The following is a 26,653-nucleotide window of genomic DNA, read 5'->3' as shown; positions in this document are numbered from 1 at the left end:
GGTAGGAGTTGGTAGAAAATGAAATGGTCCGAATTATGTATTCATACAACGAATGAAGCGATCGAACCAATATCGAATATATTACATGAGGCTGGTGCAAGCGGGGTAGTGATTGAAGATCCGCTTGAATTGGTTCGTGAAAGGGAGAATGTATTCGGAGAAATCTATCAACTTAATCCTGCTGATTTTCCTGAAGAAGGCGTACTTATTAAAGCTTATCTCCCTGTCACAAGTTTCCTTGGTGACACAGTAGATGGCATTAAGGACCTTATCAATAATCTAATAAAATATGATATCGATCTAGGTCATAATAAAGTAACCATCAGTGAGGTTAATGAGGAAGAATGGTCCACTGCATGGAAAAAGTATTACCATCCAGTCAAGATTTCGGAACAAGTCACAATCGTTCCGACGTGGGAGGAATACACTCCGGTTCATACAGACGAAAAAATTATTGAATTGGATCCAGGCATGGCATTCGGCACAGGTACACATCCTACAACTGTACTTTGTATTCAAGCACTTGAGAAAACAGTCAAACCTGGGATGAAGGTCATTGATGTAGGGACTGGTTCAGGGGTACTTACAATCACTGCTGCTAAATTTGGCGCCGAGTCTATTTTGGCGCTTGATCTGGATGAGGTAGCTGTGAACAGTGCCAGGGTGAATTGTAAATTAAATAAGGTACATGATAAAGTTACAATTAAACAAAATGACCTTTTAAAAGGAATTGAATTTGAAGCAGATATAGTGGTAGCTAATATATTGGCTGAAATTATTGTACGTTGTACAGAAGATGTAGCCAGAGTGCTTAAACCAGGCGGAACCTTTATATCTTCCGGCATCATCCAGCAAAAACGCCGGGAAGTGGAAGAAGCTATTCAGAAAGCCGGACTTGTAATTGAGGATGTCATGACAATGGAAGACTGGGTCTCCATTACAGCTCGTAAATTATAAGTATTACTTGTTTTAAGTGAAATCACCACATCAAGGTGGATGTTAGAGTATAGTGGGAGTTCAAACTCCCACTATACTTAAGTTAAGGACTCTAGCGGACGGCAGGAATTTCGTGAGGGATTATTAGGCAGACGCCTAAACGTTTTTCCGCCGCAATAATGCTTTAGTCGTTATTGATTTTAAGGATAGAAAGGTGCAGGCCATGCAGAGATATTTTATTGAGAAATTAGAAAATCAATTTGAAGTAACGATAACCGGAGATGATTTTCACCATATGACCCGGGTCATGCGAATGAATCCAGGTGATACATTTTATGGAGTTATTGATAAAAAAACGGCAATCGTCAAAATTGAATCCATTCAAGATAAAGCTCTGACTGGCCGCATTATTGATTGGATAGAAGGAACAAAAGAACTGCCCATTCAAGTTACCATTGTGAACGGTTTGCCTAAAGGGGATAAACTAGAATTGATTATCCAAAAAGGGACAGAATTGGGTGCAAATACCTTTATCCCTTTTAATGCAACTCGTTCTATTGTAAAATGGGATTCTAAAAAAGCTGCAAAGAAAACAGAACGGCTTCGGAAAATAGCGAAGGAAGCTGCAGAACAATCCCATCGGACTGAAATACCCAGTGTTTACGATCCTGTAGATATTCGCAGATTGTTAGATCTTGCTGAAAGCTATGATTATAAGCTAGTTGCTTATGAAGAAGACGCTAAGCAAGGGGAATCTTCGCAATTGGCGAAAACAATTAGAGGGATGGTACCAGGGCAGTCTCTTTTAATGGTATTTGGCCCTGAAGGCGGCTTGGATACCGCGGAAGTGAATCAACTTTTAGAAAATGGCTTTCAAACATGCAGTCTTGGACCGCGTATTTTACGTACAGAGACTGCTCCTTTATACGCATTGTCAGCCATATCTTATCAATTAGAATTAGCGAGGTGAAGGGAATGGCAACTGTAGCGTTCCATACATTAGGATGTAAAGTGAATCATTATGAGACAGAAGCGATATGGCAGCTGTTTCAAGCTTCAGGATATGAAAGAGTCGATTTTGAACAACGCTCGGATGTTTATGTTATTAATACATGTACTGTTACGAATACAGGAGATAAAAAAAGCCGGCAGATTATTCGCAGGGCAGTGCGTAAGAATCCTGATGCTGTTATTTGTGTAACGGGTTGTTATGCACAAACCTCACCGGCAGAAATCATGGCAATTCCAGGAGTGGACATAGTTGTTGGAACGCAGGACCGTGATAAATTAATAGGTTATATCGATACGTATTTAACTGAAAGACAGCCTATTAATGGCGTAAGAAATATCATGAAAACGAGAGTTTATGAAGAAATGGATGTACCTGCTTTTACAGATCGTACGCGTGCTTCCCTGAAAATTCAGGAAGGATGTAATAACTTCTGTACATTCTGTATTATTCCTTGGGCGCGCGGATTGCTGCGCTCCCGTGATCCGCAGGAAGTTATTCGTCAAGCTCAGCAGCTTGTCGCAGCGGGCTATAAAGAAATTGTCCTGACAGGTATTCATACAGGTGGTTATGGTGAAGACTTGAAGGATTATAATCTCGCTATGCTATTGAGAGAACTCGATCAAAAAGTAGCAGGTTTGAAACGAATTCGTATTTCATCCATTGAAGCCTCTCAAATAACAGATGAAGTGATTGAAGTATTGCGTGAGTCTGATAAAGTAGTGCCTCACTTGCATATTCCGATACAATCAGCTTCTAATACGGTCCTTAAACGTATGCGTCGTAAGTATTCTACTGAATTCTTTGCAGAAAGACTGGAAAGATTGCGTGAAGTACTTCCTGACTTAGCGGTTACATCAGATGTGATTGTTGGGTTCCCTGGTGAAACAGAGGAAGAGTTTATGGAAACATATAATTTCATTAAAGATCATCGTTTCTCTGAACTGCATGTATTCCCTTATTCCAAACGTACTGGTACACCAGCTGCCCGCATGGAAGATCAAGTGGATGAGGATGTTAAAAACGATCGAGTGCATCGCTTGATTTCACTATCTGAGCAAATTGCGAAAGAATATGCTTCCAGCTATGAAAATGAAGTTCTAGAAGTGATTCCAGAGGAACTATATGAAGATGGAAAGACAAAAGGACTCTATCAAGGATATTCAGATAACTATTTGAAAGTCGTGTTCCCTGCAACGGAAGATATGGTTGGAAAGATTGTGAAAGTAAAAATTACAAAAGCCGGATATCCATACAATGAAGGACAATTTGTCCGTGTGATGGATGATATGGTCGAACAAGCTGTAGTTAATTCATAATATTAGGCAGTGGGGCTGGTGCAGATTGCGTCAGCCCGTTTTTATTTTTTTAAAATGAGGTATATATAGATAGGAAGATTGGAGAGTTTAAATCTCAATTATAAATATCATTCAATTAACCTACACGATTATAGGAATAACAGTTGACCTTGAACGACACATATATTATAATTTGAAGGTACATGGTTTCCTTCTATGTGTAGGAAATTAGAGTTGTTGTGCTCGGAGGGAGGGAAAGAGATGTCTAAAACAGTCGTTAAGAAAAACGAATCGCTTGAAGATGCTCTTCGACGCTTCAAACGCACAGTTTCCAAGCAAGGTACTATGCAGGAAGTAAGAAAGCGCGAATTCTATGAAAAACCTAGTGTAAAACGTAAGAAAAAGTCTGAAGCTGCGAGAAAACGCAAGTTCTAAAAGAGGTGCCCTTAAATGAGTCTTGTTGAGCGTTTAAACAGCGATATGAAACAAGCTATGAAGAACAGAGAAAAAGACAAGCTCTCCGTCATCCGAATGGTGAAGGCTTCTCTTCAAAATGAAGGAATAAAGCTTGGTAAACAAGAATTATCCGAAGATGAAGAGTTAACCGTACTTTCTCGCGAATTAAAGCAACGCAAAGACTCCCTCCAGGAATTTGATAAAGCAGGACGCCAAGATTTGGTCGAAAAGCTTCAATCAGAAATCGAGATTGTCGAGGCATATTTGCCACAGCAATTATCCGAGGATGAGTTAAATGCGATTGTTACTCAAGCGATTGCCGAGACGAATGCCACTTCCAAGGCTGACATGGGCAAAGTAATGTCCGCAGTCATGCCAAAAGTGAAGGGTAAAGCTGATGGATCTTTAGTCAATAAACTTGTACTGCAAAATCTTACAAAATAAGACGTTTAAAACCCGCAATTTTAATTGCGGGTTTTTTATATCCCGTAAATTAATTATATGATGAATATCAAAGTATTGTGAAACTTATGCATGTAAATAACGTATAATGAATTAAGACGTCAAAAATGGAGAAGAAAGGAGGGGTGAACAGGTATGAGGAAAAGATGGTGGTCAATTATGATCATCTTTGCATTTTTTTTAATTGGAATTGCAGGTCCGCCGTCAGGAAATGCGAATACTGATAAAGTATACATAGTCCCTCTGCAAAATGAGGTGGAAAAAGGTCTATCTAACTTCCTGAAAAGAGCAATAGCAACCGCTGAGAAAGATGGGGCAGAAGCGATTATATTCGATATTAATACACCTGGCGGGGCGGTAGATGCAGCAGATGAGATCGGTGAAACATTTGCAAATACTAAATTAAAAACAATAGCCTTTGTTAATAACCGAGCCCTATCTGCCGGTGCATTTATTTCTTTAAATGCTGATGAGATCTATATGGTACCCGGTGCAACAATGGGTGCAGCTGCTATCATAACATCTGATGGTAATGCAGCTGATAAAAAAGCGCAATCCTATTGGCTTGCAAATATGCAAAAGGCTGCTGAATCAAGTGGAAGAGATCCGTTATATGCTAAAGCAATGGCTGATGAGGATATTGATTTGCCAGAGTATGGAGCGGAAAAAGGAGAGCTGCTTACGCTGACAGCAAACCAGGCTGTAAAGGTTGGTTATAGTGAAGGTACAGTTGAAAATCAAAAGGAATTATTAAAAACGCTGGGATATGAAAAAGCTGAATTAATTCAATTTGGTGAAAGCTTTGCTGATAAAGTAGCCCGTTTCCTTACGAATCCTATTGTGATTCCTATTTTATTGTCGATTGGCACAATAGGTCTTGTCGTTGAGCTTTATTCACCTGGTTTTGGCTTACCTGGTTTTGCCGGTATTACGTCTCTGTTATTGTTTTTTTATGGACATATGGTATCAGGTCTGGCCGGATATGAACCGTTAATCTTATTTATAGTTGGAATAGCATTCCTATTACTGGAATTATTCCTTCCTGGCGGTATTGTAGGAATTATTGGTTTTATGGCAATTATAGCAAGCTTCTTTCTTGCTGCGGGGGATGTGGAGCATATGGCAATCGCAATATTAATTGCATTGATTGCAGGATTTATAGCAAGTGTGATATTAATTAAAGTATTTGGAAAGAAAATGACAGCCTTTAATAGGATTATACTCACAGATTCTACGAATACGGAGAGCGGATATGTTTCCAATATTAATCGTCATGATTTAGTTGGAAAAGTAGGTGTTCTTGTCACTGACCTGCGTCCTTCTGGAACACTCTCGCTTGAAGGGGAAAGAATTGACGTGGTAAGTGAAGGTAGTTTTGTAACGAAGGGAACGCATGTCAAAGTAATTAAAACAGAAGGTTCCCGTATAGTAGTACGACCATTAGATTCATAATAATTAGAAGTATGAAGGGAGTTATAAACAAATGGTATTAACATCAGCATCTATTTTTGCTCTTGTGGGCATTGCTTTAGTTATCATTTTATTGGCAGTACTATTCACTTTTGTACCAGTTATGCTTTGGATTTCAGCGATCGCTTCAGGAGTGAGAGTAAGCATCTTTACATTGATTGGGATGAGATTGCGTCGAGTATCTCCAAGCCGTGTTATCAATCCTTTAATTAAAGCGTCAAAAGCAGGTCTAAATGTAACAACGAATCAACTGGAAAGTCATTATCTAGCCGGTGGTAATGTAGATCGGGTTGTTAATGCGCTAATTGCGGCTCATCGTGCCAATATTGATTTGACATTTGAACGTTGTGCAGCTATTGACCTTGCAGGACGTGATGTGCTGGAAGCTGTACAAATGAGTGTTAACCCTAAAGTCATAGAAACGCCGTTTATTGCGGGTGTTGCTATTAATGGGATTGAGGTTAAAGCAAAGGCTAGAATCACTGTACGTGCCAATATTGAGCGTTTGGTTGGGGGTGCAGGTGAAGAGACTGTTATCGCGAGGGTTGGTGAGGGTGTAATCTCCACCATTGGTTCCAGTGAAAGTCATACAACTGTGTTGGAAAATCCGGAACGTATCTCTCAAACTGTCTTAAGTAAAGGTCTGGATGCCGGAACAGCATTTGAGATTTTATCTATTGATATAGCTGATGTGGATATCGGCAAAAATATTGGTGCAGAGCTGCAAACAGAACAAGCAGAAGCAGATAAAAAAATTGCGCAAGCAAAAGCTGAAGAGCGCCGTGCTATGGCGATTGCACAAGAACAAGAGATGAAAGCAAGAGTAGAAGAAATGCGTGCAAAAGTTGTTGAGTCTGAAGCCGAAGTACCGCTTGCAATGGCTCAAGCTTTCAAAGCGGGGAATATGGGCGTTATGGATTATATGAACTATCAAAACCTTGCATCTGATACACATATGAGAGAATCCATAAGCAAAGCCAACAAGGATGATCGAAATACAGATGATGAATAATTTCCCTATCTGATTGCTGGGAAAGGAGGTCCTGCCCATGAGTATGGGAGCTATATGGGATAATCCCATTATCCTGTTTTTGATTATAACTTTAATAAGCTGGTTCTTTCAAAGGGATAAAGGTACAGAGAAGCCTGATGAAACGCAAAATAGAAAATATACATCTCCTCCAAAAAACAAAAGTGAACCTGTTAAGGGACAATCACAACCTATTGGGGGGAAACAGGATGATGATATCCGGAAAAAAATCCAGGAACGCGAAAGAGAAATTAAAAAGAAATTAAGCGGGCATCCTGATTTGCAAAGAGAAGCAACCTCTCTTGCTCAAACAATAAAGGAGCAGTACGAAGCTCAGAAGAAGAAAGTACAGCAAGCTGAGAAGCCGGTTGTTATAAAGGAAACCCCGGTTGATGTAATTGTCCCGAGGGAATTCAAGCCAATAGTTCAAAAAGCAGTAAAACAAGCAACAGAAAGACATGTCAAGCCTTCTAAACAGGGATTTGATGTACGGAATATCAACCTGCAGGAAGCGTTTGTTATGTCAGAAATATTGGGTCCTCCCCGTTCAAAAAGGAAACAGATTAGATAAAAGTTACTTATAGTGCCTGCAGACAGAAACTTTTTGAAGTTTTCGTCTGCAGTTTTTTTATTGTTAAAAATGAAATTTTTCCAGAATTACATAGATCAACGCAGAGAGTTTGGCGTCTATCAAGAATAAGGGAAATCGAGAATTTGGCTATCTAATCTTACTTTGTTTAATTATGCCTAATATGATGGGGATAGAAACACCCACTATTAATACTGGTAAGAACCATGCTCCAAGTCCGTCGCCCCATTCTAACGCGATTGAAACGGATTCAATAATAATTAATGTAAAAATAATGAGACAAATAGCTTTTAATTGATTTGTTATTTTTCTGCTATTTAAATAAAATTCTTTAGCGTTCTCTTTGTTTAATCGTTGAGGATAATTATGTGATTCTGGAAATTTCTCGACAAAATGCATTGATACAGCAAGAAATGCACCTATAATAGGCAAAATAAGAAGTTCTAGTTTTGAACCCCAACGATCAACTTCGCCCTTAGCATTAAAATGAGCTGGTACTTTATCTGGAAGTTCACCCCAAATATAGATTAAAAAAAGTAAAGATCCAATATAACATGAATAACCAATAGTATCCCATATCCTCTCACTTTTTGTTTTCGGTATGTGTATTTTAGGTCTTGCATTAGATTTTGGCATTCCGGTCAGCTCCTTTATTTACCCTCAATTATATAGTTGAAAGTCCACTTTTACATGATTTAGGTTATTTAATTGAATAGTCTGAATTAACTTTTACAAAATATTTTAACATTTAATCCCAATTCTTTCTATGGTAATTGGTCATAGCTTTTACTTGATTGATTTAAACAGATGAAATCTGACCAATCAAACTCTACAACACTATTTGCTAATCAAGTAAACGTTAGAATGTACATCGGATTATAAATGATAACAACGTCTTCTCTCCGTCAGATTATTGATAACGGAACGTTTTAATTAAGCATTTAATGACCTCTTAACGAATAAGTATGATTATGAGGTGATTTTACAGAACAGCCTGTAACGATTACGAAGATATTAACCGGCGGAAAGGGAGGTTTCCTTATGGCTCGTGCATGGGGGTATCGTTTGAAGAGGTGGGTCACGGCCGCAATGGACCTGCCCCAGGATATCATGATGGATTTGCCAAGGATTACGATGGTGGGTCAAATTCATATTTACATAGAGAATCATAAAGGCTTACTTACATTTTCAGACCAGGAATTAAGATTGCTGCTTAAGAACGGACAACTCCTTGTCAAAGGTCAGGCTTTTGTATTAAAAACTATTCTTCCGGAAGAAATCTTACTTGAAGGGAAAATTGATCAAGTTATATTCCTCGAAGAATAACCTAATAGGAGGTTCTTATGAAAAACCAATGGACGAATACTATTACTGGCTATATTAAAGTGAAAATAAAGGGACAAGGTACAGAACGATTTATAAACAGAATGCTTAAAGAGGGTATTCAAGTTTGGGATGCGAAAAATATGGGCACAGAAACAGTTGTTTTTTATATGAAGCTATCTGACGTTCCTCAATTGAGGAAGGCAGTAAGAAACAGCGGCTGTAAGGTCTCTTTTTTAGAAAGAAGAGGAGGGCCTTTTTTTGCCTTAAAGCTGAAAAGGTACAGTGGTCTCGTGGTCGGTGTGATGATGTTTTTTATGATCATTTTTATTCTATCCAATATGATTTGGGGGATAAAAATAGAAGGAGCCAGTCCGGCAATTGAACATCAAATCAGTAAAGAATTGGATGATATGAATATAAAAGTTGGGAAGCTCCAGTTTGCTGTTGGGGATATGGAAGATATACAAAAGGAGCTCAGTGAACGGGTACCGTCCATTACCTGGATTGGCGTACAGCTGGAAGGGACGACCTTTCATTTTCAGGTTGTTGAAAAAAAGCAGCCTAAAAAGAATTCTGCTGATTTATATGTGAATCTCATTTCCGCAAAAAAAGCGACCATTGTCCAAACGATGGTTGAAAGAGGACAAGGCTTAGTAGAAAAGCATCAGGTTGTCAGCAAGGGGCAAATCCTGGTTAGCGGTTTTATTGGTAAAGAGGATAATCAAAAATTTGTAGGAGCTAAAGGAAAGGTCATGGGTGAAGCCTGGTATAAAACAAGCGTGGAGGTTCCGCTCGAAACGAATTTATATGTGTTTAATGGTGATGCTAAAAATAAATACAGTCTAAGTTTTGGAAATGCCCATGTGCCGATATGGGGATTTGGTGAACATAACTTCAAAGAATATGAAGTGGAAGAGGATGAAAAAACATTTAAATTTTTGAAGTGGGATGTTCCTATTGCCTTTCATAAAAAGATCTATCGCAGTAAAGAAAAGGTGACACGGATCTATACAAAAATCGAGGCGGAGAAGCAGGCGATGAATATGGGGAAAAAGGATGTTCTAAAGAATGCCCCTGATGATGCAACTATTTTGAATGAAAAAATTTTGAAAAACCAGCTTGACAATGGTAAAGTTAAAATGACTATACATTATAAAGTTTTAGAAAATATTGCAATCGGACAACCGATGATTCAAGGAGACTAAGGAATGTCAGAGAAGTCTAAATTGATTAATTTACAATTGGAATCACCAAATGAGGCAGTTGAACTATTTGGTGTACATGATAGTAATCTGAAGATATTGGAAAGCGAGCTTGGAGTCAGTATTGTTTCCAGGGGCGAAACAATAAGTGTGTCCGGTAATCCTGAGAACTTAGAAAAAGCGGATGAGATTCTGCAAACGCTTTTAGTCATTATACGAAAAGGAATTAAAATCGGACCTCGTGAGGTTGTTTATGCCATAAATTTATCCAATAGCGGTACATTGGAGTATTTTTCTGATTTATATGATGAGGAAATTGCCAGAAGCGCTAAAGGTAAATCAATTCGTGTAAAAACATTGGGCCAGAAAGAATACATCTCTGCTATTAGAGCAAAAGATCTAGTATTTGGAATTGGACCTGCCGGAACAGGAAAAACGTATTTAGCTGTTGTTATGGCTGTGACTGCGTTGAAAAATGGACATGTTAAACGAATTATTTTAACAAGGCCAGCTGTCGAAGCAGGTGAAAGCTTGGGCTTTTTACCGGGAGATCTAAAAGAAAAAGTGGATCCATATTTACGACCTCTTTATGATGCTCTTCATGACATCTTAGGATTAGAACAAACAACCAGGCTGATTGAGCGTGGCACAATCGAAATAGCTCCCTTAGCCTATATGCGGGGAAGAACGCTTGATGATGCATTTGTAATCCTGGACGAAGCTCAAAATACAACACAGGCCCAAATGAAAATGTTTTTAACTCGACTGGGATTTGGCTCTAAAATAGTTGTTACGGGTGATACTTCACAAATAGATCTGCCACGTGGTGTCCAATCAGGGTTAAGGGCAGCTGAACGAATATTAAAAGATGTTTCAGGCATTAAGTTTATCCACCTAGATCAAACTGATGTGGTCAGGCATCCGCTTGTTGCAAAAATCATTCAGGCATATGAAAATTTTGGACCAACTCAACAGTGATAATAAAGTTAAGAAACATGCCACAGAATCAACTGTGGCTTTTTTTATTATAAATTTGTTATTCTTACAATTGTAAGTGAAAGGAACAATAAAACCTGTTATTATTACAGAAAGTGTTAGAAAATTATATATAAATAAAATCCTCCGCCGGAAAGGGAAACGTATGAAATTCAAAACCATAGGCAGCTCTTTTAAAAATTGGGTATCCAAACCAGTTTCGCAGATAGGTGTTCTTTTATTAATGGCGTTCATTTCCTTTATTTTTTTGTTTGACAGTGTTAAACCGGAAAAACTTAATGTTGAACTTTACAATGTTGCTGAAACGACAATTCGGTCTCCGAAGACAATAGAAGATCCAGTCGAAACAAAAGAAAAGCAGCAAAAAGCAGTTAATAGTGTTGAGGATGTTTATACAGTTAATAAAGAATATGTGAAAAAGAGAGTTAATTTAATAAATGAAATCTATACATCGGCAGAGAGTGTGGTTAGTGCCGGTTTGAAAAATCAAGAGGTGGAGAAAGATGAGAAAAATACGGCACAAACACTCTTGAAGCCATCAGATTATGTATCTGATTTAAGAGGGAAATTATCTGATAATGTTAATAAAGATCTAACTGATGAAACATTGATTAATCTACTGGGATCATCCTTATCTGACTTATCGATAGCTAAGGATATTACGATGACCAGCATTAATGAAACCATGAAGGATGGCATAAGGGCAAATGAGGTGGAAAATGCCAAGATGAAGGTCGAAGAGGGGATAAAATACTCAAGTCTCCCTGTTCGATTAAAATCTGCTTCGATTGATTTAGGAAGGTATGCAATCATTCAAAACGTGTTTTTTGATCCTGAGTCAACAGAGAGAGCAAGGGAAAATGCAAGTGAATCCGTTGAACCTGTCAGGATTCTTCAGGGACAGATCATTGCCGAGGAAGGATATTTAATTGACGCAGATGTTTATCGCCAATTAAAGCTGGTTGGTCTTCTGAATAGTGAGGATTCCCTTCTTCCGTATGTTGGATTGGCTGCAGTCATTGTGTTAGTTTTTGCTGGTGTCTATGTAATGTTTGGTAATACAATCAGAAACGAAGAACATGAAGACTATCGGGATAATCTATTCATCTTCAGTATTGTTTATCTGCTGGCATTACTACTTATGAAGATAATTCATATATTTGTTGGGTTAAGCCAGGAATCAATCGCTTATTTCTTTCCCGCAGCGATGGCGGCAATGCTTGTAACAATCCTCATGAGAGAGCGCTATGCTGTGGGAATAACTATTGTCCTTTCCGTTATCGGCAGTATAATGTTTAAAGAGGAATTAGCGGGAACTGTACATGTGACGATGGGGATTTATATTCTTGTAAGCGGCATCTCGGGAATCCTTCTATTAAAACAAGGGATAGCGCGTACTAGCATATTAAGAGCAGGTATGATTAATGCAATTATTAATTTGATAGTGGTATTAGGCCTGATCTGGATCGGCGGAAACGGTATTAATCACATTATGATTCTTGTCGCGGCGATTGCCTCAGGGGTCATCTCTGCTGTCTTTACGATTGGAATTCTTCCTTTTATTGAAACAGGGTTTGGTATTTTCTCTTCTATGAGGATGATTGAATTATCAAATCCGAATCATCCGCTTTTGCGAAAAATATTAACGGAGGCTCCCGGTACCTATCATCATAGTGTGATGGTTGCTAATCTTGCTGAAGCAGCTTGTGAAGCGATTGGAGCCAATGGATTGCTTGCGAGGGTTGGATGTTACTATCATGATATAGGGAAAACGAAGAGACCGTATTATTTTATCGAGAATCAGGTCAATATTGAAAATCCGCATGATCATCTATCACCGGAGAAAAGTACAAAAATTATTGTTTCCCATGTGACTGATGGTGCTGAGTTGGTGAAAAAATATAAAATGCCGAAAGAGATTGTCGATATTGTTGAGCAGCATCACGGGACAACCCTGCTAAAGTTCTTTTACCACAAAGCATGTGAAGCAGGGGGCGAGGTTAAGGAAGAAAACTTCCGATATCCAGGGCCGAAAGCACAAACGAAGGAAGCAGCAATTATTGGGATAGCGGATAGTGTAGAAGCAGCTGTGCGATCCTTAAAGTCTCCTACGCAGGCTACAATCGAAAAGCTTGTAAAGTCCATAATTGCTGATAGACTAAATGATGGACAGTTGAATGAGTGCGATTTAACGTTTAAGGAATTGAATAAAGTAAGTCAGTCTTTGTGTGAAACGTTAGCTGGTATATTTCATAATCGCATTGAATATCCAGAATTAGAAAAAGAATAGAGTAGGTGAAAGAAATGAGTTTAACCATTGATATCTTAGATGAAACGGAGCAAGTAACTCCAGAACAACAGGAGCTCGTCACAAAATTGCTTGAATTTGCAGCTATTCAGGAAAAGGTGACAGAAGGCAGCGAAGTTTCTCTAACTTTTGTAAATAACGAACGTATTCATGAAATTAATAAAGAGTACCGTCAAAAAGATGCGCCAACCGATGTTATCTCATTTGCTATGGAAGAAATGGGAGAGGGAGAAATTGAAATTATCGGAGAGGACGTTCCGGCAGTCTTAGGGGATATTATTATTTCTATTGACCGTACGAAGGAACAGGCTGAAGAATATGGCCATTCTTATGAACGTGAACTTGGTTTTTTAGCAATCCACGGATTCCTTCACTTGCTGGGCTATGACCATATGAATGAAGAGGACGAAAAAGTAATGTTTTCACGACAAAGAGAATTGTTGGAACAGTATGGACTCACAAGATAAGAAACCATTGTACCGTTTTTTTAAAGGATTTTATTATGCTTGGCAGGGAATCCTCTATGGAGCAAAAAAAGAAGCAAATTTCAAGTTCCATTTGACTGCCGCTATAGTTGTTTGTATAGCGGCTTCTTACTTCTCTATTACAAAAATAGAATGGTTATTTGTCCTTATTGCGATTGGCGGTATGCTGACGTTAGAGCTTATTAATTCAGCGATAGAAAAAGTGGTGGATCTAGTAACAGGAGAATATCATCCGCTAGCAAAGGCAGCAAAAGATTTAGCTGCCGGAGCAGTATTGGTGTATGCTATTCTTTCGGTTATTATCGGTTTTATAATTTTTCTGCCTAAGATCTGGAGCATGCTTGTTTAATTGAAGAAGAGAAAGTAAGATATGGATAATCAAGGTTTAATTATTGAGTAAAAAGCGCGGTAAGATATATGCACTAACCCTATTGGAAGCAGATGCCGGAAAAGGTGACTGATTCATTGCTGTTACATAAAAGTGCAGCTTATTCTATGTATGGCTGTGCAAGAAGCATTTTTTCAGTCTTTTTCTCATGGATTAACCAAATATAAAAAAATTGGCGATAGCAGCTGATACTGATCATCCTGTTACTTCTTGTGGAGCTGCCGGTAGGTAATTTTAAGCTAATACAAGGTGTGACAAAAGAGGATTCGAAAGATCAGGAGCTGTTATCCGGAGCCTTACACCGGAGGAAATGCATGACTAATCAAACTAATAAACCATTTAAATCAGGATTTGTATCTATTATTGGAAGACCAAATGTGGGTAAATCGACTTTTATCAACCGAGTTATTGGGCAAAAAATTGCCATTATGAGCGATAAACCGCAAACCACACGTAATAAAGTTCAAGGCGTATTAACAACAAATGAAAGTCAAATCATTTTTATTGATACACCGGGAATTCATAAACCAAAGCACAAGCTTGGTGATTTTATGATGAAAGTGGCTTCAACTGCGTTGCAGGAAGTTGATGCTATTCTCTTTATGGTAAACGCCGAGGAGGGCTTTGGGCGCGGTGAGGAATTTATTGTTGAAAAGTTAAAAACATGTAAGACACCTGTTTTCCTTGTCATTAATAAAATTGACCAGATTCATCCCGATGAATTATTCAGCATCATAGATACGTATAAAGAGAAATACGATTTTGCTGAAATTGTTCCTATTTCTGCTCTTGAAGGAAATAACATAGAAACTTTATTAAAGCAAATTAATGCTTATTTGCCAGAGGGGCCGCAATATTATCCAGCTGATCAAATAACAGATCACCCAGAACGTTTTATTATTTCAGAGATGATTCGTGAAAAAGCGCTGCATTTAACAAGAGAAGAAGTCCCACATTCCCTTGCAGTAGTGATTGATAAAATTGAGCGAAAAGAAAAATCAGAGACCGTCCACATTATGGCAACGGTGATTGTAGAACGTGATTCCCAAAAAGGAATCATTATTGGAAAAAAAGGCGCGATGCTAAAAGAAATAGGACAGCGCGCCCGCACAGACATCGAAAACCTACTAGGCTCCAAAGTATTCCTAGAACTATGGGTAAAAGTCCAAAAAGACTGGAGAAACAAAGCCTCCCACCTAAGGGACATTGGATTTAGGGAAGATGATTATTAAGATGCTGAGACGGCTTGGTCAGGAGCGAGGAGCATAAGACAGAGGCACGAAGGGGAAGGTTCTCCCCCACAGTGGCTATGCTTATGTCCTGAGCTCCTAGCCGTCGAAGCTCGATTTTAACCAAGATGCTGAAGGGCTCAATTAAGGAACGAAGACTAAAAACGCCACGTCCTGTGGCAACGTCTTCATGACCTACTTCCTATAGGCCCGCGACAAGCATAAGACGAATACTCGGAGGGAGGATTTTTCTCCCGTAGAGTATTTGCTTATGACTCGAGCTCCTAGGCCCTGAAGCTCGATTGCATAAAAAGCAGGACGTAGGAGCTGAATCAAGGATCAAAGACTAAGAACGCCACATCGTGTGGCAACGTCTTTGTGACCAACATCGTGTAGGCCTCCGCAGTGGCTACACTTATGACTCGAGGAGTTAGGAGTCGAAGCTCAATTGCGTAAAAAGCAGGACGTAGGGTCTGAATCAAGGATCAAAGACTAAAAACGCCACATCCTGTGGCCAAGTCTTCATAACCTGCTTCCTTCAGGCTTTTCCATTGAAAAATAATTTTATTCGGCAATATAGGGAAACGGAATTAGTAAATTTTTAATCACATGATTTTTTTCAGGTTGGTGAAGCTAATGTTAGGTAAGGGGAGACAATTAGCGTTTCTATGAACGAAAGGTGGAATAAGTATGATTAGCTTTACCTGGAATGTTTTTAGACAAACCGGCAGTGTGGATACTTATCTTCTTTTTAAGGAACTTGAAAGACAGAATGAAGGCCAACCTGATGTGATTAAAGAGGATCACGAAGAAATGGAAATCCCTATAATTTAATAATCTTGCCGTCATATTGGAGTGAGTGACGTGCTAACAAAGTGCGAAGGAATTGTCATTCGCAGTACTGACTATGGTGAAACAAATAAAATTATTACGTTATATACCAGAGAATTTGGAAAAATTGGAGTGATGGCTAGAGGAGCGAAAAAGCCAAACAGCCGCTTCTCAGCTGTCACTCAGTTGTTTCATTATGGTACATATTTATTTCAGGCGAGCCGTGGGCTGGGTCAATTACAGCAAGCGGAGACCAAAGAATCCTTCCGTTCCATTCGTGAGGATATTTTCTTAACTGCCTATGCTGCCTTTATCGCTGAATTACTGGATAAAGGAACAGAGGAGAGAAAACCTCACCCATCCTTATATGACCTAATTTATTTATCGCTCCATTATATCAATGAGGAATATGATCCGGAAGTCATTATGAATATAGTCGAATTGAAGATGTTAAACGTTTTTGGATTCGGACCTGAGTTAAGCCGATGCGTGAATTGTGGAGCACAGGACGGTACATTTTCCTTTTCTGTAAGAGAAGGCGGGTTATTATGTCATCGATGCGAGCATATTGATCCTTATAAAATTAAGATATCACCGGCTGTCGTTAGGATTTTGCGTATCTTGTATTACATGGACTTAAATCGCCTTGGTACCATATCTATTAAAGATGAGACCAAACAGGAAATCCGAAAAGTCCTGGATGCGTACTATGGCGAGTACTTAGGTGTAGAATTAAAGGCAAAGCGTTTTTTAAATCAAATGAATAAATTTAAAGGGAATTTTTAATCATTTCCTTTATATGATTGTATTGACAATGTAGGTCGTTATTGTATAGAATGTGAGATAAATTAATATGTAGTTACAGTGAAGGAAAGTAGTATTTGGATTACGATATGCCAAGCGAGTCCGGGGCTGGTGTAAGCCGGAACATATCAACCAAAGAAGGCAGTCTGGAGTAACGCATACAAAGTGGCCGGAAAACCGGCAAATAGGGTGGAACCGCGGGTTAACTCTCGTCCCTATGCTCTTAAAAAGCATAGAGACGAGAGTTTTTTTAATTTGTACAAAGGAGAGAACGAATATGACAGTATCAATGGATCAAATTGTGTCACACGCGAAACATAGAGGATTTATTTTTCCCGGCTCCGAAATCTACGGAGGACTTGCGAATACGTGGGATTATGGCCCTCTTGGCGTAGAGGTAAAAAACAATATTAAAAAAGCATGGTGGAAGAAGTTTATTCAAGAATCACCATACAATGTGGGCCTTGATTCTGCAATATTAATGAATCCACGTACGTGGGAGGCTTCCGGTCATATCGGAAACTTTAATGATCCAATGATTGATTGTAAGAAATGTAAAGCTCGTCATCGTGCGGATAAATTGATTGAGGATGCATTGCAAGCTAAAGGTACAGAAATGATCGTGGATGGCTTATCTTTTGATAAAATGCAAGAATTGATTCAAGAGAATGATATTGCATGTCCAGATTGTGGAGCAAAGGATTTTACGGAAATTAGACAATTTAACCTAATGTTTAAAACATTCCAGGGTGTTACTGAAACAAGTACAAATGAAATCTTCCTTCGTCCTGAAACAGCACAAGGTATTTTTGTTAATTTTAAAAACGTACAGCGTACAATGAGAAAGAAATTGCCTTTTGGTATTGCTCAGGTTGGTAAGAGCTTCCGTAACGAGATTACACCAGGTAACTTTACATTCCGTACACGTGAATTTGAACAAATGGAATTGGAATTCTTCTGCAAACCAGGTTCTGAACTGGAATGGTTCCAATATTGGAAAGATTATGCTGAAAATTGGCTGTTATCATTAGGTATGAAAAAGGAAAACTTCCGCCTTCGTGACCATGAGGAGGAAGAACTATCTCATTACAGTAATGCAACCACTGATTTTGAATATAAATTCCCATTTGGCTGGGGAGAGCTTTGGGGGATTGCTTCTCGTACAGACTTTGATTTAAAGAGACATATGGAGTATTCAGGAGAAGACTTCAACTACTTGGATCCTGAGACAAACGAAAAGTATATTCCTTATTGTATTGAGCCATCTCTGGGAGCAGACCGCGTTACATTGGCCTACTTAATTGATGCATATGAAGAAGAACAGCTTGAAGATGGTACTTCCCGTACGGTAATGCATCTTCATCCGGCACTGGCGCCATACAAAGCTGCAGTATTGCCGTTGTCCAAAAAGCTTTCTGAGGGGGCAAAAGAAGTATTTGCCAAACTGTCAGAGGACTTTATGGTAGACTATGATGAAGCTGGTTCTATCGGTAAACGATATCGTCGTCATGATGAAATTGGAACACCTTTCTGTATCACATATGATTTTGATTCAGTTGAGGATAAGCAAGTAACTGTACGTGACCGTGATACAATGGAGCAAACTCGTATCAGTATCGAAGAACTTCCAGCCTTTTTACAAGCAAAAATTAAATTTTAAGGTAAAGCTTGCTCAATAAGGAATGCGATGTCCCCTTATTGGGCAGGCTTATTTTAAATTAAGTGGATTTATTACACTTCATGGATAAATAGTTTATAATTAAATTATATAATTTAAGTATATGGGCACTTTAGGGTGGTGAGTAAGATCGAACTAAGCAAAAGACAAGAACAGATCCTTCAAATTGTTAAAGATAATGGGCCGATTACAGGCGAAAATATTGCCGAACAATTAAATTTAACACGTGCAACATTGCGCCCAGACTTAGCGATTCTGACAATGGCTGGTTATTTGGATGCAAGGCCGCGTGTAGGGTATTTCTACACAGGCAGGACGGAAACCCAATTGCTCACGGATAATCTTAAAAAGCTATTGGTCGGAGATTATCAGTCTATACCGATTGTTGTCAGTGAAGGTGTATCTGTTTATGATGCAATATGCACCATGTTTTTGGAAGATGTGGGTACTTTATTTGTTGTGGATAAAGAGTCGCTTCTTGTTGGTGTTCTTTCCAGGAAAGATCTGTTAAGAGCTAGTCTCGGTCAACAGGAATTAAGCAGTATTCCGGTACATATTATTATGACAAGGATGCCTAATATTACGATATGTACGAAAGAAGATTTGCTGATTGATGTGGCAGAGAAATTAATCGATAAGCAGATTGATGCCCTACCGGTTGTTAAAAAGAGTCCAAAAGGCTTTGAAGTCACAGGCCGGTTAACTAAAACAAACATTACAAAGGCGTTTGTTGGTTTGGCGAGAGACGACCATTAACCAATTTTAGATAAAAGAGAAATTATTCATTACTGGAGGAGACAATGAATCAATCTATCATATATGTGGTTTCGGATTCAGTGGGTGAAACAGCTGACCTTGTGACAAAGGCAGCAGTGAGTCAATTTAGTAATCATAATATCACGCTTAAGCGAATACCATTCGTGGAAGATATATCGACCATTGATGAGGTATTGAGCTTAGCTGAAATGGATAATGCAATTATTGCTTATACATTGGTAAAGCCGGAAATACGCGAGTATATGGCTAAAAAAGCTGCAGAAAAAGAGATCGTATCCTTTGATATAATTGGACCTTTCATCGATACGCTTGAAAATAAGTTTGGAGAACAAGCTTTAAATGAACCTGGATTGGTTAGAAAGCTGGATGAAAATTATTTTAAGCGTGTTGAGGCAATTGAATTTGCAGTGAAATATGATGATGGAAGAGATCCAAAAGGAATTGTCAAGGCTGATATTGTACTATTGGGTGTATCACGTACCTCAAAAACTCCTTTATCTCAATTTTTGGCACATAAACGATTTAAGGTGGCGAATGTCCCGCTTGTTCCAGAAGTTGAACCTCCTGAAGAATTATTCAAGATAAATCCTAATAAGTGCATTGGATTGGCGATTAGCAGTGAAAAATTAAACAATATCAGAAAAGAACGTTTAAAGTCTCTTGGATTGAATGATAGTGCGGTTTATGCAAATATGGATCGCATAAAAGAAGAATTAGCTTACTTTGAAGCAATTGTTAATAAATTAAATTGCCCAGTTATTGATGTAACTAATAAGGCCGTAGAAGAAACTGCAAATATTATTGTTAATATCGTAAATAAACAACAATAAAAAAGGCATGCGGAAGCATGTTTTTTACATGTAAAATATAGGATTATGTTATACGAGTGAAAAGTGTGGCAATTTGACAAGATTTATTTTATAATAAAAAATCGTGATAAAATACCTTTCATCAGGTTTAGAGTTATTTATAAAGGAATAAACTAGAATAAGCTTTTAAAAAACAAAAAGTCAAGAAGTCCTAAAAAAAATAATTCGACAAATGGATAATCAGCCTGGAAAAAAGAAGGATTAAGATGAGAGATGTAGAAATACAAAGGAAGAGTCGTTTAACGGTTTTTGTAGATGCGGATGCCTGCCCGGTTAAAGAAGAGGTTTTGAGCGTATGCAAACCATATGAAGTAGATATTAACTTTGTGGCAGCCTATACCAATACTACCGACCGTTATCCTGATGTTACCTGGAAATGGGTAGAACCGGGAAGAGATGCGGCAGATTTATATATATTAAATCATTTAAAGCGGCATGATATTGTAATTACTGAAGATATAGGATTGGCTGCAGGATGTCTTGCTAAACATGCTTACGTCTTAACATCAAGAGGTAAAGAGATAACAGATAATGAAATTGATTCATTTCTTGAAACCAGGCATTTGAATGCAAAAGCAAGGAGATCCGGCAAGTATGAAAAAGGGCCAAGGAAAATAAAGGACCTTGATAAAAATAAATTTTCGGAAGCATTACAAAAAATATTGTCGAAAATTGAAGGATTTCAGGGACCGATATAGAATTAAGTTATTCATGCTTATTATGAAACAGGTGTTAAAATTTGAAAAACCAATTAATACCAGAAGAAACGGTGAACGCAATTCGCAATAAAAATGATATCGCTGATGTCGTTGGTGAATATGTTCAGCTAAAAAAACAAGGTCGAAATTACTTTGGTCTATGTCCATTTCATAATGAAAACAGTCCATCATTTTCTGTAGCCCCTGATAAACAAATCTTCCATTGTTTTGGATGTGGTGCCGGAGGGAATGTATTTACATTTTTAATGGACATAGAAGGATATTCCTTCACAGAAGCTGCAAAAAGTTTGGCTGAAAGGGCCAATATACCATTAGATATTCATGAAAATGAATCTTCGGATGGGACAAAGCCCCGTCATGAACTCGATGATATGAAGGAAGCACATGAGCTGTTAAGGAAATTTTACCATCATTTGCTTGTAAATACAAAACAGGGTCAGGACGCCCTGGAATATCTGCTGAGTCGTGGATTTACAATGGAATCCATAGAAAAATTTCAGATAGGGTACTCATTGGATTCCTGGGATTATGTGCATAATTTCCTAAAGAAGCGAAACTTTTCAATCGAACGTATGGAAAAAGCAGGTTTGCTGGTTAAACGGGAAGACGGACAGAATTATTTCGATCGATTCCGAAATAGAATTATGTTTCCGATCTTTGACAGGCAAGGTAAAACAATTGCTTTTTCTGGAAGAGCGCTTGCAGCCGGTGATGAACCAAAGTATTTAAATAGTCCTGAGACACCTCTATTTAACAAGAGCAAAATAGTATATAACTATCATCTGGCTCGCCCGTTTATAAGAAAAAAAGGCGCAGCTATCTTGTTTGAAGGATTTGCTGATTGTATATCTGCAGATCGTGCAGAGGTACACAATGGTGTTGCAACGATGGGTACAGCATTAACGGAACAGCACCTTCAATTGCTTAAACGAAGTACAGATACCATTATCATCTGTTATGATTCGGATGCCCCGGGGATAGAGGCAGCAAATAAAACGGCTGATTTGATCCGGGAGAGCGGCTGTCAGGTGAAAATTGCAGTCATGCCTAATGGGTATGATCCCGATGACTATATCAAGGAATTTGGAGAAGAAAAATTCCAAAATGATATAATAGGGGCCGCTCATACGTATATCTCTTTTAAAATGATTTACCATAAAAGAGGGAAGAACTTTGCAAACGAAGGAGATAAGATGGACTACATCGATCAAGTCCTTCGTGAAACAGCAAAGCTTGATAGTGAAGTGGAAAGAGAATTTTATTTGAGGCAAATTGCTACAGAATTCACACTTTCTCTTGATTCTTTGCTTAATCAACAGAGCAAAGTGGGTAAACATAATAAGAAGGCAAAAAACTCTCCTAATCCGAATAACCAAATGCAAGCATTTACTACTGTGCGTAGGGATAATCGGATGAAACCTGCTTATATAAAAGCAGAGGAGACTTTGCTGGCTTTAATGCTCCATGATCGTGAACTTGCATTTCGTATTCAAAAAATGCTTGGAGAAAATCAGATGATAGTGGATGATCACCAGGCCATTATTACGTATTTATTTGCTTTTTATGAAGAAGACCACGAAGCTGATACAAGTTTGTTTCTGCATTTTCTTCCGGATCCAAATTTACGTAAGATTGTAACAGAAATCGAAATGATGACCTATAATCACGATCCGAGTGAACAGGAATTAAATGATTATGTCCACCAAATCACTAAATATCAAAAATTATTAGTCATTAAGGAAAAAGAGGCAGAGCTACTTGAGGCCACAAGAAGACAGGACACAAGCCGTGCTGTCGAATTAGGAATCGAGCTCATCTCGTTAAGAAATTCTTTATGACTTTAAATAAGAAGTGGATTGAGAAGGAGGGGAACAAATGGCTGAAAAGTCAGCACGTTCCAAAGAAAAAGAAGTAGATAACAACACAGAAATGACATTAGATCAGGTAAAAGAATTTATTACAGAGCTAGGGAAAAAGCGAAACCGCCTTACCTATGAGGATGTAGCAGAGAGACTTTCCAGCTTCGTGCTTGATTCAGAACAAATGGATGAATTTTATGAATATCTTGGAGAACAGGGTATTGATATAGTGAATGAAAGTGATGCTGATGATAATCCAGGGACTCAAGAACTTGAAAAAGAAGAAGAGTTTGATTTAAATGATCTAAGTGTTCCTCCAGGTGTAAAAATTAATGACCCTGTACGCATGTACCTAAAGGAAATTGGTCGTGTTGATCTATTATCTGCTGAAGAAGAAATTGTTTTGGCAGAGCGTATAGAAGAAGGCGATGAAGAAGCGAAAAGACGTCTGGCGGAAGCTAACCTTCGTCTCGTTGTCAGCATTGCGAAAAGATACGTAGGACGCGGCATGTTGTTCCTTGATTTGATTCAGGAAGGTAATATGGGGTTAATTAAAGCAGTTGAGAAATTTGACTACCGTAAAGGTTTCAAATTCAGTACGTATGCAACATGGTGGATCAGACAAGCTATCACTCGTGCTATTGCTGACCAAGCCAGAACAATCCGTATTCCGGTGCATATGGTAGAAACCATTAATAAACTAATCCGGGTCCAAAGACAGCTCCTTCAAGATTTAGGACGCGAGCCTTCTCCAGAAGAGATAGCTGAAGAAATGGACTTAACACCGGAAAAAGTTCGCGAGATTTTAAAAATTGCTCAAGAACCTGTATCATTAGAAACACCAATTGGTGAAGAAGATGACTCTCACCTGGGAGATTTCATTGAAGACCAGGATGCCACATCTCCTTCTGATCATGCAGCATATGAATTATTGAAAGAACAGCTGGAAGATGTATTGGATACTTTAACAGACCGTGAAGAGAATGTTCTTCGTTTACGTTTTGGGTTAGATGATGGCAGAACCCGTACATTGGAAGAGGTTGGTAAAGTATTTGGTGTAACACGTGAGCGTATTCGACAAATCGAAGCGAAAGCTCTTCGTAAATTACGCCATCCGAGTCGCAGTAAACGTCTTAAGGATTTCTTAGAATAGAATATACCATAAATTGGTTTGAAAATAAAACAGCTCTACTGGATTTTCTAAGTAGAGCTGTTTTTTTATTGTAATAAAGTAGACCTATTCATTTTGACCTCGAGTGGTTCGGTTTATCAGTACATATTAATGTTGTTTGAAATCAATAAACTGGCTTAGGGGAGTGTATGTAAAGAGTTTTCAGTGGGGTGGAATATAGAGAAATACCATGTCATTGACTGGGAATGTTATCCCGAAAATTGATTTGAATTGTAGAAACTATGGAAAACTTTGAAGAAAATGCAAGTTATAACTTTTCCAAAATTGGTTTTTACAGTAAAATAAAGAAGGGTAAATGTAAGTTGATGGTTAATTAGTATTTACATAGGGGAGGGGAACTACTATGAAAAACAATGCATTTATGCCATACATTTTAATTATGGTGATTGGTCTTACACTAGTCTTTTTCTTATCCATTAAGGGCCTTGGGGATGCTGATAAAATGGCCAAGGAGAAAGAAGAAGGTGGAAAAACAGAAGAAACAGCAAGTGCTGATAAACCTGAAGACATTTATAAAGCACAATGCTTATCTTGTCATGGCGGTAATTATGAAGGTGGAGCAGGTCCGAAGCTAACTGGGGTTACGGATAAAGAGCTTATTAAAGATCGTATCGTAAATGGTAAAGGCATGATGCCTGGCGGACTTGTCCCAGAAGACAAAGTTGACGATATGGTTGAGTTTATAGCTGGCTTAAAATAAGTATACGAGCGGGACTCTAAAAGAGGTTCCCTATTTTAAAAACAGGTTAAGGAAACGATTTCGTTTTCCTTAGCCTGTTTTTGTCTTTTTCTGTTATTTGAGAATAAGCTTGCTTAAGTGGAAAGTTCTTTACATTAGCTAAGCATATCCTGTCGGGTAAATACAATAAAGGAAACAAGCAGGGCGCCAAGTCCCCATATTGCTAAAATGGACAAGGAGAAAGGTAAAGTCATTCCATCAACCATGGGCATACTACCTGATAGATAGTCGATTAATTCCATATTCACACTGTAAATATATTTTGCCCCATCCCAGGCCGTTGCAAATCCTTTTAAAATAGCGCCTGCAATAAGGGAAGCAAACATAACCCCCATACCACCAGGCGTGTTACGAATCAGTATAGAGACCATAAGAGCGATTGTACCTACGATAACGCTGACATACCAAACGAGTCCTGCTGACATTAAAATATATTGCCACTGTGGAATGAGCCGGATGGAATCAGTAATCAAGTTGCCATTAGCATATTCGAACCCTGTCGCTATCGGTAATTTCCAGCCCGAAAAATTAAAGAATATTCCAGCTAACAAATAAGCCATAGCTATAACAATTAAAACAATTAATGAAATAAATAGGAGCAGTGTCACATATTTGCTTAAAAGAATCTTCCACCTTTTCACAGGTCGGGTTAGCAATAATTTTATTGTGCCGTCACTGCGCTCTCCGCTGATTATATCAATCGCCACTATCATCACGAGTAAAGGTATAAACATGCCGATTCCCTGCTTTAGGAACTCCCTTACAAATGTTGGAGCACCCGGAGAGCTTGGATTAATATCATGCTCCAAATAGTATTGTTGCTGTTTAACCTGAATGCTTAAATAATGTTTCCACTCTTCTGATATCCCGGTACTGCTAAGGCGGTTCTGACCTTCGACAATTCTCTGCTGAAGAACAACGCGCCAGTCATCTGTACCCATCCGTTTCTCAGTTTCTTTTGTCTGTTGGTTTTGAGCATAAAGGAAAATTGGAATCAGAACTAACAGGATTAGGATGATAACCGCAATACGCCGCTTTTTAATTATTTTTTCTGCTTCGTTAAATACGAGTTTACCGAACTCAATCATGATTGATTCCCCCTGTCAGCTCCATAAATAGATCCTCTAAGGTTAATGTCTTTTCATAAACAGAATGTACGTTAATCCCATTTTCAATCAATAATCGATTGTATGTACTGATTAAATCCGATTGTAAACTGCAAATCAGCAGATTATCTTTTATTTGTAGATCTTGTATGTTTTCTTTTGTTTTCAATAGGTCATATGCTTCTCTTATAGGAGTGACCTTCCACTCGACCCTGTCTCTGGAATGATCAAGTAAATCCTTAACCGTAGAAACGGTAATCATTTTTCCTTTATTGATAATGGCTACCCGGTCACACATTAATTGGATTTCACTTAATAAGTGACTGGATATAAATACGCTGATACCTTCTGTTTCAACTAAATAACGGACAAATTCACGTAATTCCCGTATTCCCGATGGATCAAGGCCATTAGTAGGTTCATCTAATATTAATAATTGCGGATTTCCTAGTAACGCTTGGGCAATTCCAAGGCGTTGCTTCATCCCAAGAGAATAAGTTTTAACTTTGTCGTGTATTCTGCTTTCAAGATTTACCTGCCTTATAATATCCTCGATTCTGTTATCCGGGACATCTCCGAGCATCCGGGCAAACTGTTTGAGATTTTCCCAGCCTGTCAGATACGTATAGAGCTCGGGGTTTTCTACAATCGAGCCTACCTGGCGCATGGCTTGCTTAAATGATGTTCGCAGGTTGTAACCAGCAATTGTAATGGTTCCTTTTGTTGGTTTAATTAAACCGACCAGCATTCGGATGGTAGTTGTCTTACCTGCACCGTTAGGCCCTAAAAAACCAAAAACTTCTCCATGCTTCACTTCAAAGCTGATATCTTCAACAAGGTGATTTCCCTTAATGACTTTGGTTAAATGATCTACTTTTAATACAGATTGACTCAT

The 26,653-nt window shown here is 38.4% G+C and carries 27 protein-coding genes; 24 read left to right on the top strand and 3 right to left on the bottom strand.

Features of this window, described 5'->3' with window-relative positions:
- Positions 1–18 precede the first annotated feature (18 nt).
- From prmA to FHY47_RS08680, 8 genes are all read left to right on the top strand, one after another.
- Positions 19–957 (top strand): 50S ribosomal protein L11 methyltransferase, encoded by a 939-nt coding sequence (gene prmA / locus FHY47_RS08715; RefSeq protein WP_066105262.1) that lies wholly within the window; start codon positions 19–21, stop codon positions 955–957.
- 202 nt (positions 958–1,159) lie between these two features.
- Positions 1,160–1,906: a 16S rRNA (uracil(1498)-N(3))-methyltransferase gene (locus tag FHY47_RS08710; protein ID WP_066105259.1), complete on the top strand. Its 747-nt coding sequence runs from the start codon at positions 1,160–1,162 to the stop codon at positions 1,904–1,906.
- 5 nt (positions 1,907–1,911) lie between these two features.
- Positions 1,912–3,264, top strand: coding sequence for a tRNA (N(6)-L-threonylcarbamoyladenosine(37)-C(2))-methylthiotransferase MtaB (gene mtaB / locus FHY47_RS08705; RefSeq protein WP_148630182.1), 1,353 nt, complete (start codon positions 1,912–1,914; stop codon positions 3,262–3,264).
- Positions 3,265–3,504: 240 nt separating this feature from the next.
- Positions 3,505–3,678 (top strand): 30S ribosomal protein S21, encoded by a 174-nt coding sequence (gene rpsU / locus FHY47_RS08700; protein WP_066105253.1) that lies wholly within the window; start codon positions 3,505–3,507, stop codon positions 3,676–3,678.
- Between the two features lie 15 nt (positions 3,679–3,693).
- Positions 3,694–4,143: a GatB/YqeY domain-containing protein gene (locus FHY47_RS08695; protein WP_066105252.1), complete on the top strand. Its 450-nt coding sequence runs from the start codon at positions 3,694–3,696 to the stop codon at positions 4,141–4,143.
- A 153-nt stretch (positions 4,144–4,296) separates the two neighbouring features.
- Positions 4,297–5,613 (top strand): NfeD family protein, encoded by a 1,317-nt coding sequence (locus FHY47_RS08690; RefSeq protein WP_148630180.1) that lies wholly within the window; start codon positions 4,297–4,299, stop codon positions 5,611–5,613.
- Positions 5,614–5,644: 31 nt separating this feature from the next.
- The gene (gene floA, locus FHY47_RS08685; RefSeq protein ID WP_066105247.1) at positions 5,645–6,643 is read left to right on the top strand and encodes a flotillin-like protein FloA; all 999 of its coding nucleotides are present in this window, start codon (positions 5,645–5,647) and stop codon (positions 6,641–6,643) included.
- 37 nt (positions 6,644–6,680) lie between these two features.
- Positions 6,681–7,232 (top strand): hypothetical protein, encoded by a 552-nt coding sequence (locus FHY47_RS08680; protein WP_066105245.1) that lies wholly within the window; start codon positions 6,681–6,683, stop codon positions 7,230–7,232.
- Positions 7,233–7,379: 147 nt separating this feature from the next.
- Here the strand turns inward: FHY47_RS08680 and FHY47_RS08675 are convergent, their stop codons facing one another.
- On the bottom strand, positions 7,380–7,886 hold the full coding sequence (locus FHY47_RS08675) for a DUF1648 domain-containing protein (RefSeq protein ID WP_066105242.1): 507 nt from the start codon (positions 7,884–7,886) through the stop codon (positions 7,380–7,382).
- A gap of 405 nt (positions 7,887–8,291) precedes the next feature.
- Here FHY47_RS08675 and yqfC point away from each other — a divergent pair, with 405 nt between their 5' ends.
- From yqfC to cccA, 16 genes are all read left to right on the top strand, one after another.
- The gene (gene yqfC, locus FHY47_RS08670; RefSeq protein WP_066105239.1) at positions 8,292–8,576 is read left to right on the top strand and encodes a sporulation protein YqfC; all 285 of its coding nucleotides are present in this window, start codon (positions 8,292–8,294) and stop codon (positions 8,574–8,576) included.
- A gap of 17 nt (positions 8,577–8,593) precedes the next feature.
- Positions 8,594–9,781: a sporulation protein YqfD gene (yqfD, locus tag FHY47_RS08665; protein WP_148630178.1), complete on the top strand. Its 1,188-nt coding sequence runs from the start codon at positions 8,594–8,596 to the stop codon at positions 9,779–9,781.
- Positions 9,782–9,784: 3 nt separating this feature from the next.
- A complete protein-coding gene (locus FHY47_RS08660; RefSeq protein ID WP_066105233.1) occupies positions 9,785–10,756 on the top strand; it encodes a PhoH family protein in 972 nt (323 codons plus the stop codon).
- Between the two features lie 163 nt (positions 10,757–10,919).
- The gene (locus FHY47_RS08655) at positions 10,920–13,064 is read left to right on the top strand and encodes an HD family phosphohydrolase (protein ID WP_066105230.1); all 2,145 of its coding nucleotides are present in this window, start codon (positions 10,920–10,922) and stop codon (positions 13,062–13,064) included.
- 14 nt (positions 13,065–13,078) lie between these two features.
- The gene (gene ybeY / locus FHY47_RS08650; protein WP_066105227.1) at positions 13,079–13,549 is read left to right on the top strand and encodes an rRNA maturation RNase YbeY; all 471 of its coding nucleotides are present in this window, start codon (positions 13,079–13,081) and stop codon (positions 13,547–13,549) included.
- Positions 13,533–13,916: a diacylglycerol kinase family protein gene (locus FHY47_RS08645; RefSeq protein ID WP_148630176.1), complete on the top strand. Its 384-nt coding sequence runs from the start codon at positions 13,533–13,535 to the stop codon at positions 13,914–13,916. The genes ybeY and FHY47_RS08645 overlap by 17 nt, the downstream gene beginning before the upstream one ends.
- Positions 13,917–14,269: 353 nt before the next feature.
- Positions 14,270–15,187, top strand: coding sequence for a GTPase Era (era, locus tag FHY47_RS08640; RefSeq protein WP_066105222.1), 918 nt, complete (start codon positions 14,270–14,272; stop codon positions 15,185–15,187).
- 687 nt (positions 15,188–15,874) lie between these two features.
- Positions 15,875–16,018, top strand: a complete 144-nt coding sequence (locus FHY47_RS08635; RefSeq protein ID WP_066105219.1) for a YqzL family protein — start codon at positions 15,875–15,877, stop codon at positions 16,016–16,018.
- A 30-nt stretch (positions 16,019–16,048) separates the two neighbouring features.
- Complete coding sequence (gene recO, locus FHY47_RS08630; protein ID WP_066105218.1) at positions 16,049–16,801, top strand: DNA repair protein RecO; 753 nt, start codon at positions 16,049–16,051, stop codon at positions 16,799–16,801.
- A gap of 295 nt (positions 16,802–17,096) precedes the next feature.
- A complete protein-coding gene (locus FHY47_RS08625; protein WP_066105215.1) occupies positions 17,097–18,479 on the top strand; it encodes a glycine--tRNA ligase in 1,383 nt (460 codons plus the stop codon).
- Positions 18,480–18,617: 138 nt separating this feature from the next.
- A complete protein-coding gene (gene ccpN, locus FHY47_RS08620) occupies positions 18,618–19,253 on the top strand; it encodes a transcriptional regulator CcpN (protein WP_175354274.1) in 636 nt (211 codons plus the stop codon).
- Positions 19,254–19,297: 44 nt separating this feature from the next.
- Positions 19,298–20,104: a pyruvate, water dikinase regulatory protein gene (locus tag FHY47_RS08615; protein ID WP_066105209.1), complete on the top strand. Its 807-nt coding sequence runs from the start codon at positions 19,298–19,300 to the stop codon at positions 20,102–20,104.
- Between the two features lie 245 nt (positions 20,105–20,349).
- Positions 20,350–20,841: a YaiI/YqxD family protein gene (locus tag FHY47_RS08610; RefSeq protein ID WP_066105206.1), complete on the top strand. Its 492-nt coding sequence runs from the start codon at positions 20,350–20,352 to the stop codon at positions 20,839–20,841.
- 41 nt (positions 20,842–20,882) lie between these two features.
- The gene (gene dnaG / locus FHY47_RS08605) at positions 20,883–22,700 is read left to right on the top strand and encodes a DNA primase (protein WP_148630173.1); all 1,818 of its coding nucleotides are present in this window, start codon (positions 20,883–20,885) and stop codon (positions 22,698–22,700) included.
- Positions 22,701–22,737: 37 nt separating this feature from the next.
- Positions 22,738–23,874, top strand: a complete 1,137-nt coding sequence (gene rpoD, locus FHY47_RS08600) for an RNA polymerase sigma factor RpoD (protein ID WP_066105200.1) — start codon at positions 22,738–22,740, stop codon at positions 23,872–23,874.
- A 382-nt stretch (positions 23,875–24,256) separates the two neighbouring features.
- Positions 24,257–24,613 carry a cytochrome c550 gene (gene cccA / locus FHY47_RS08595; protein ID WP_066105198.1) on the top strand — a complete coding sequence of 119 codons (357 nt, stop codon included), beginning with the start codon at positions 24,257–24,259 and terminating at the stop codon, positions 24,611–24,613.
- Between the two features lie 134 nt (positions 24,614–24,747).
- Here cccA and FHY47_RS08590 read toward each other — a convergent pair whose 3' ends face one another.
- Positions 24,748–25,740: an ABC transporter permease gene (locus FHY47_RS08590; RefSeq protein WP_066105195.1), complete on the bottom strand. Its 993-nt coding sequence runs from the start codon at positions 25,738–25,740 to the stop codon at positions 24,748–24,750.
- Positions 25,733–26,653: an ABC transporter ATP-binding protein gene (locus FHY47_RS08585; protein ID WP_066105192.1), complete on the bottom strand. Its 921-nt coding sequence runs from the start codon at positions 26,651–26,653 to the stop codon at positions 25,733–25,735. Before FHY47_RS08585 ends, FHY47_RS08590 begins: the two co-directional genes overlap by 8 nt.

The organism is Bacillus sp. E214 (assembly GCF_008087365.1).
In the GTDB taxonomy this organism is placed as follows: domain Bacteria; phylum Bacillota; class Bacilli; order Bacillales; family Pradoshiaceae; genus Pradoshia.
Note: the sequence above shows the minus strand (reverse complement) of the source record. Positions and strands in the feature narration are given on the sequence as shown.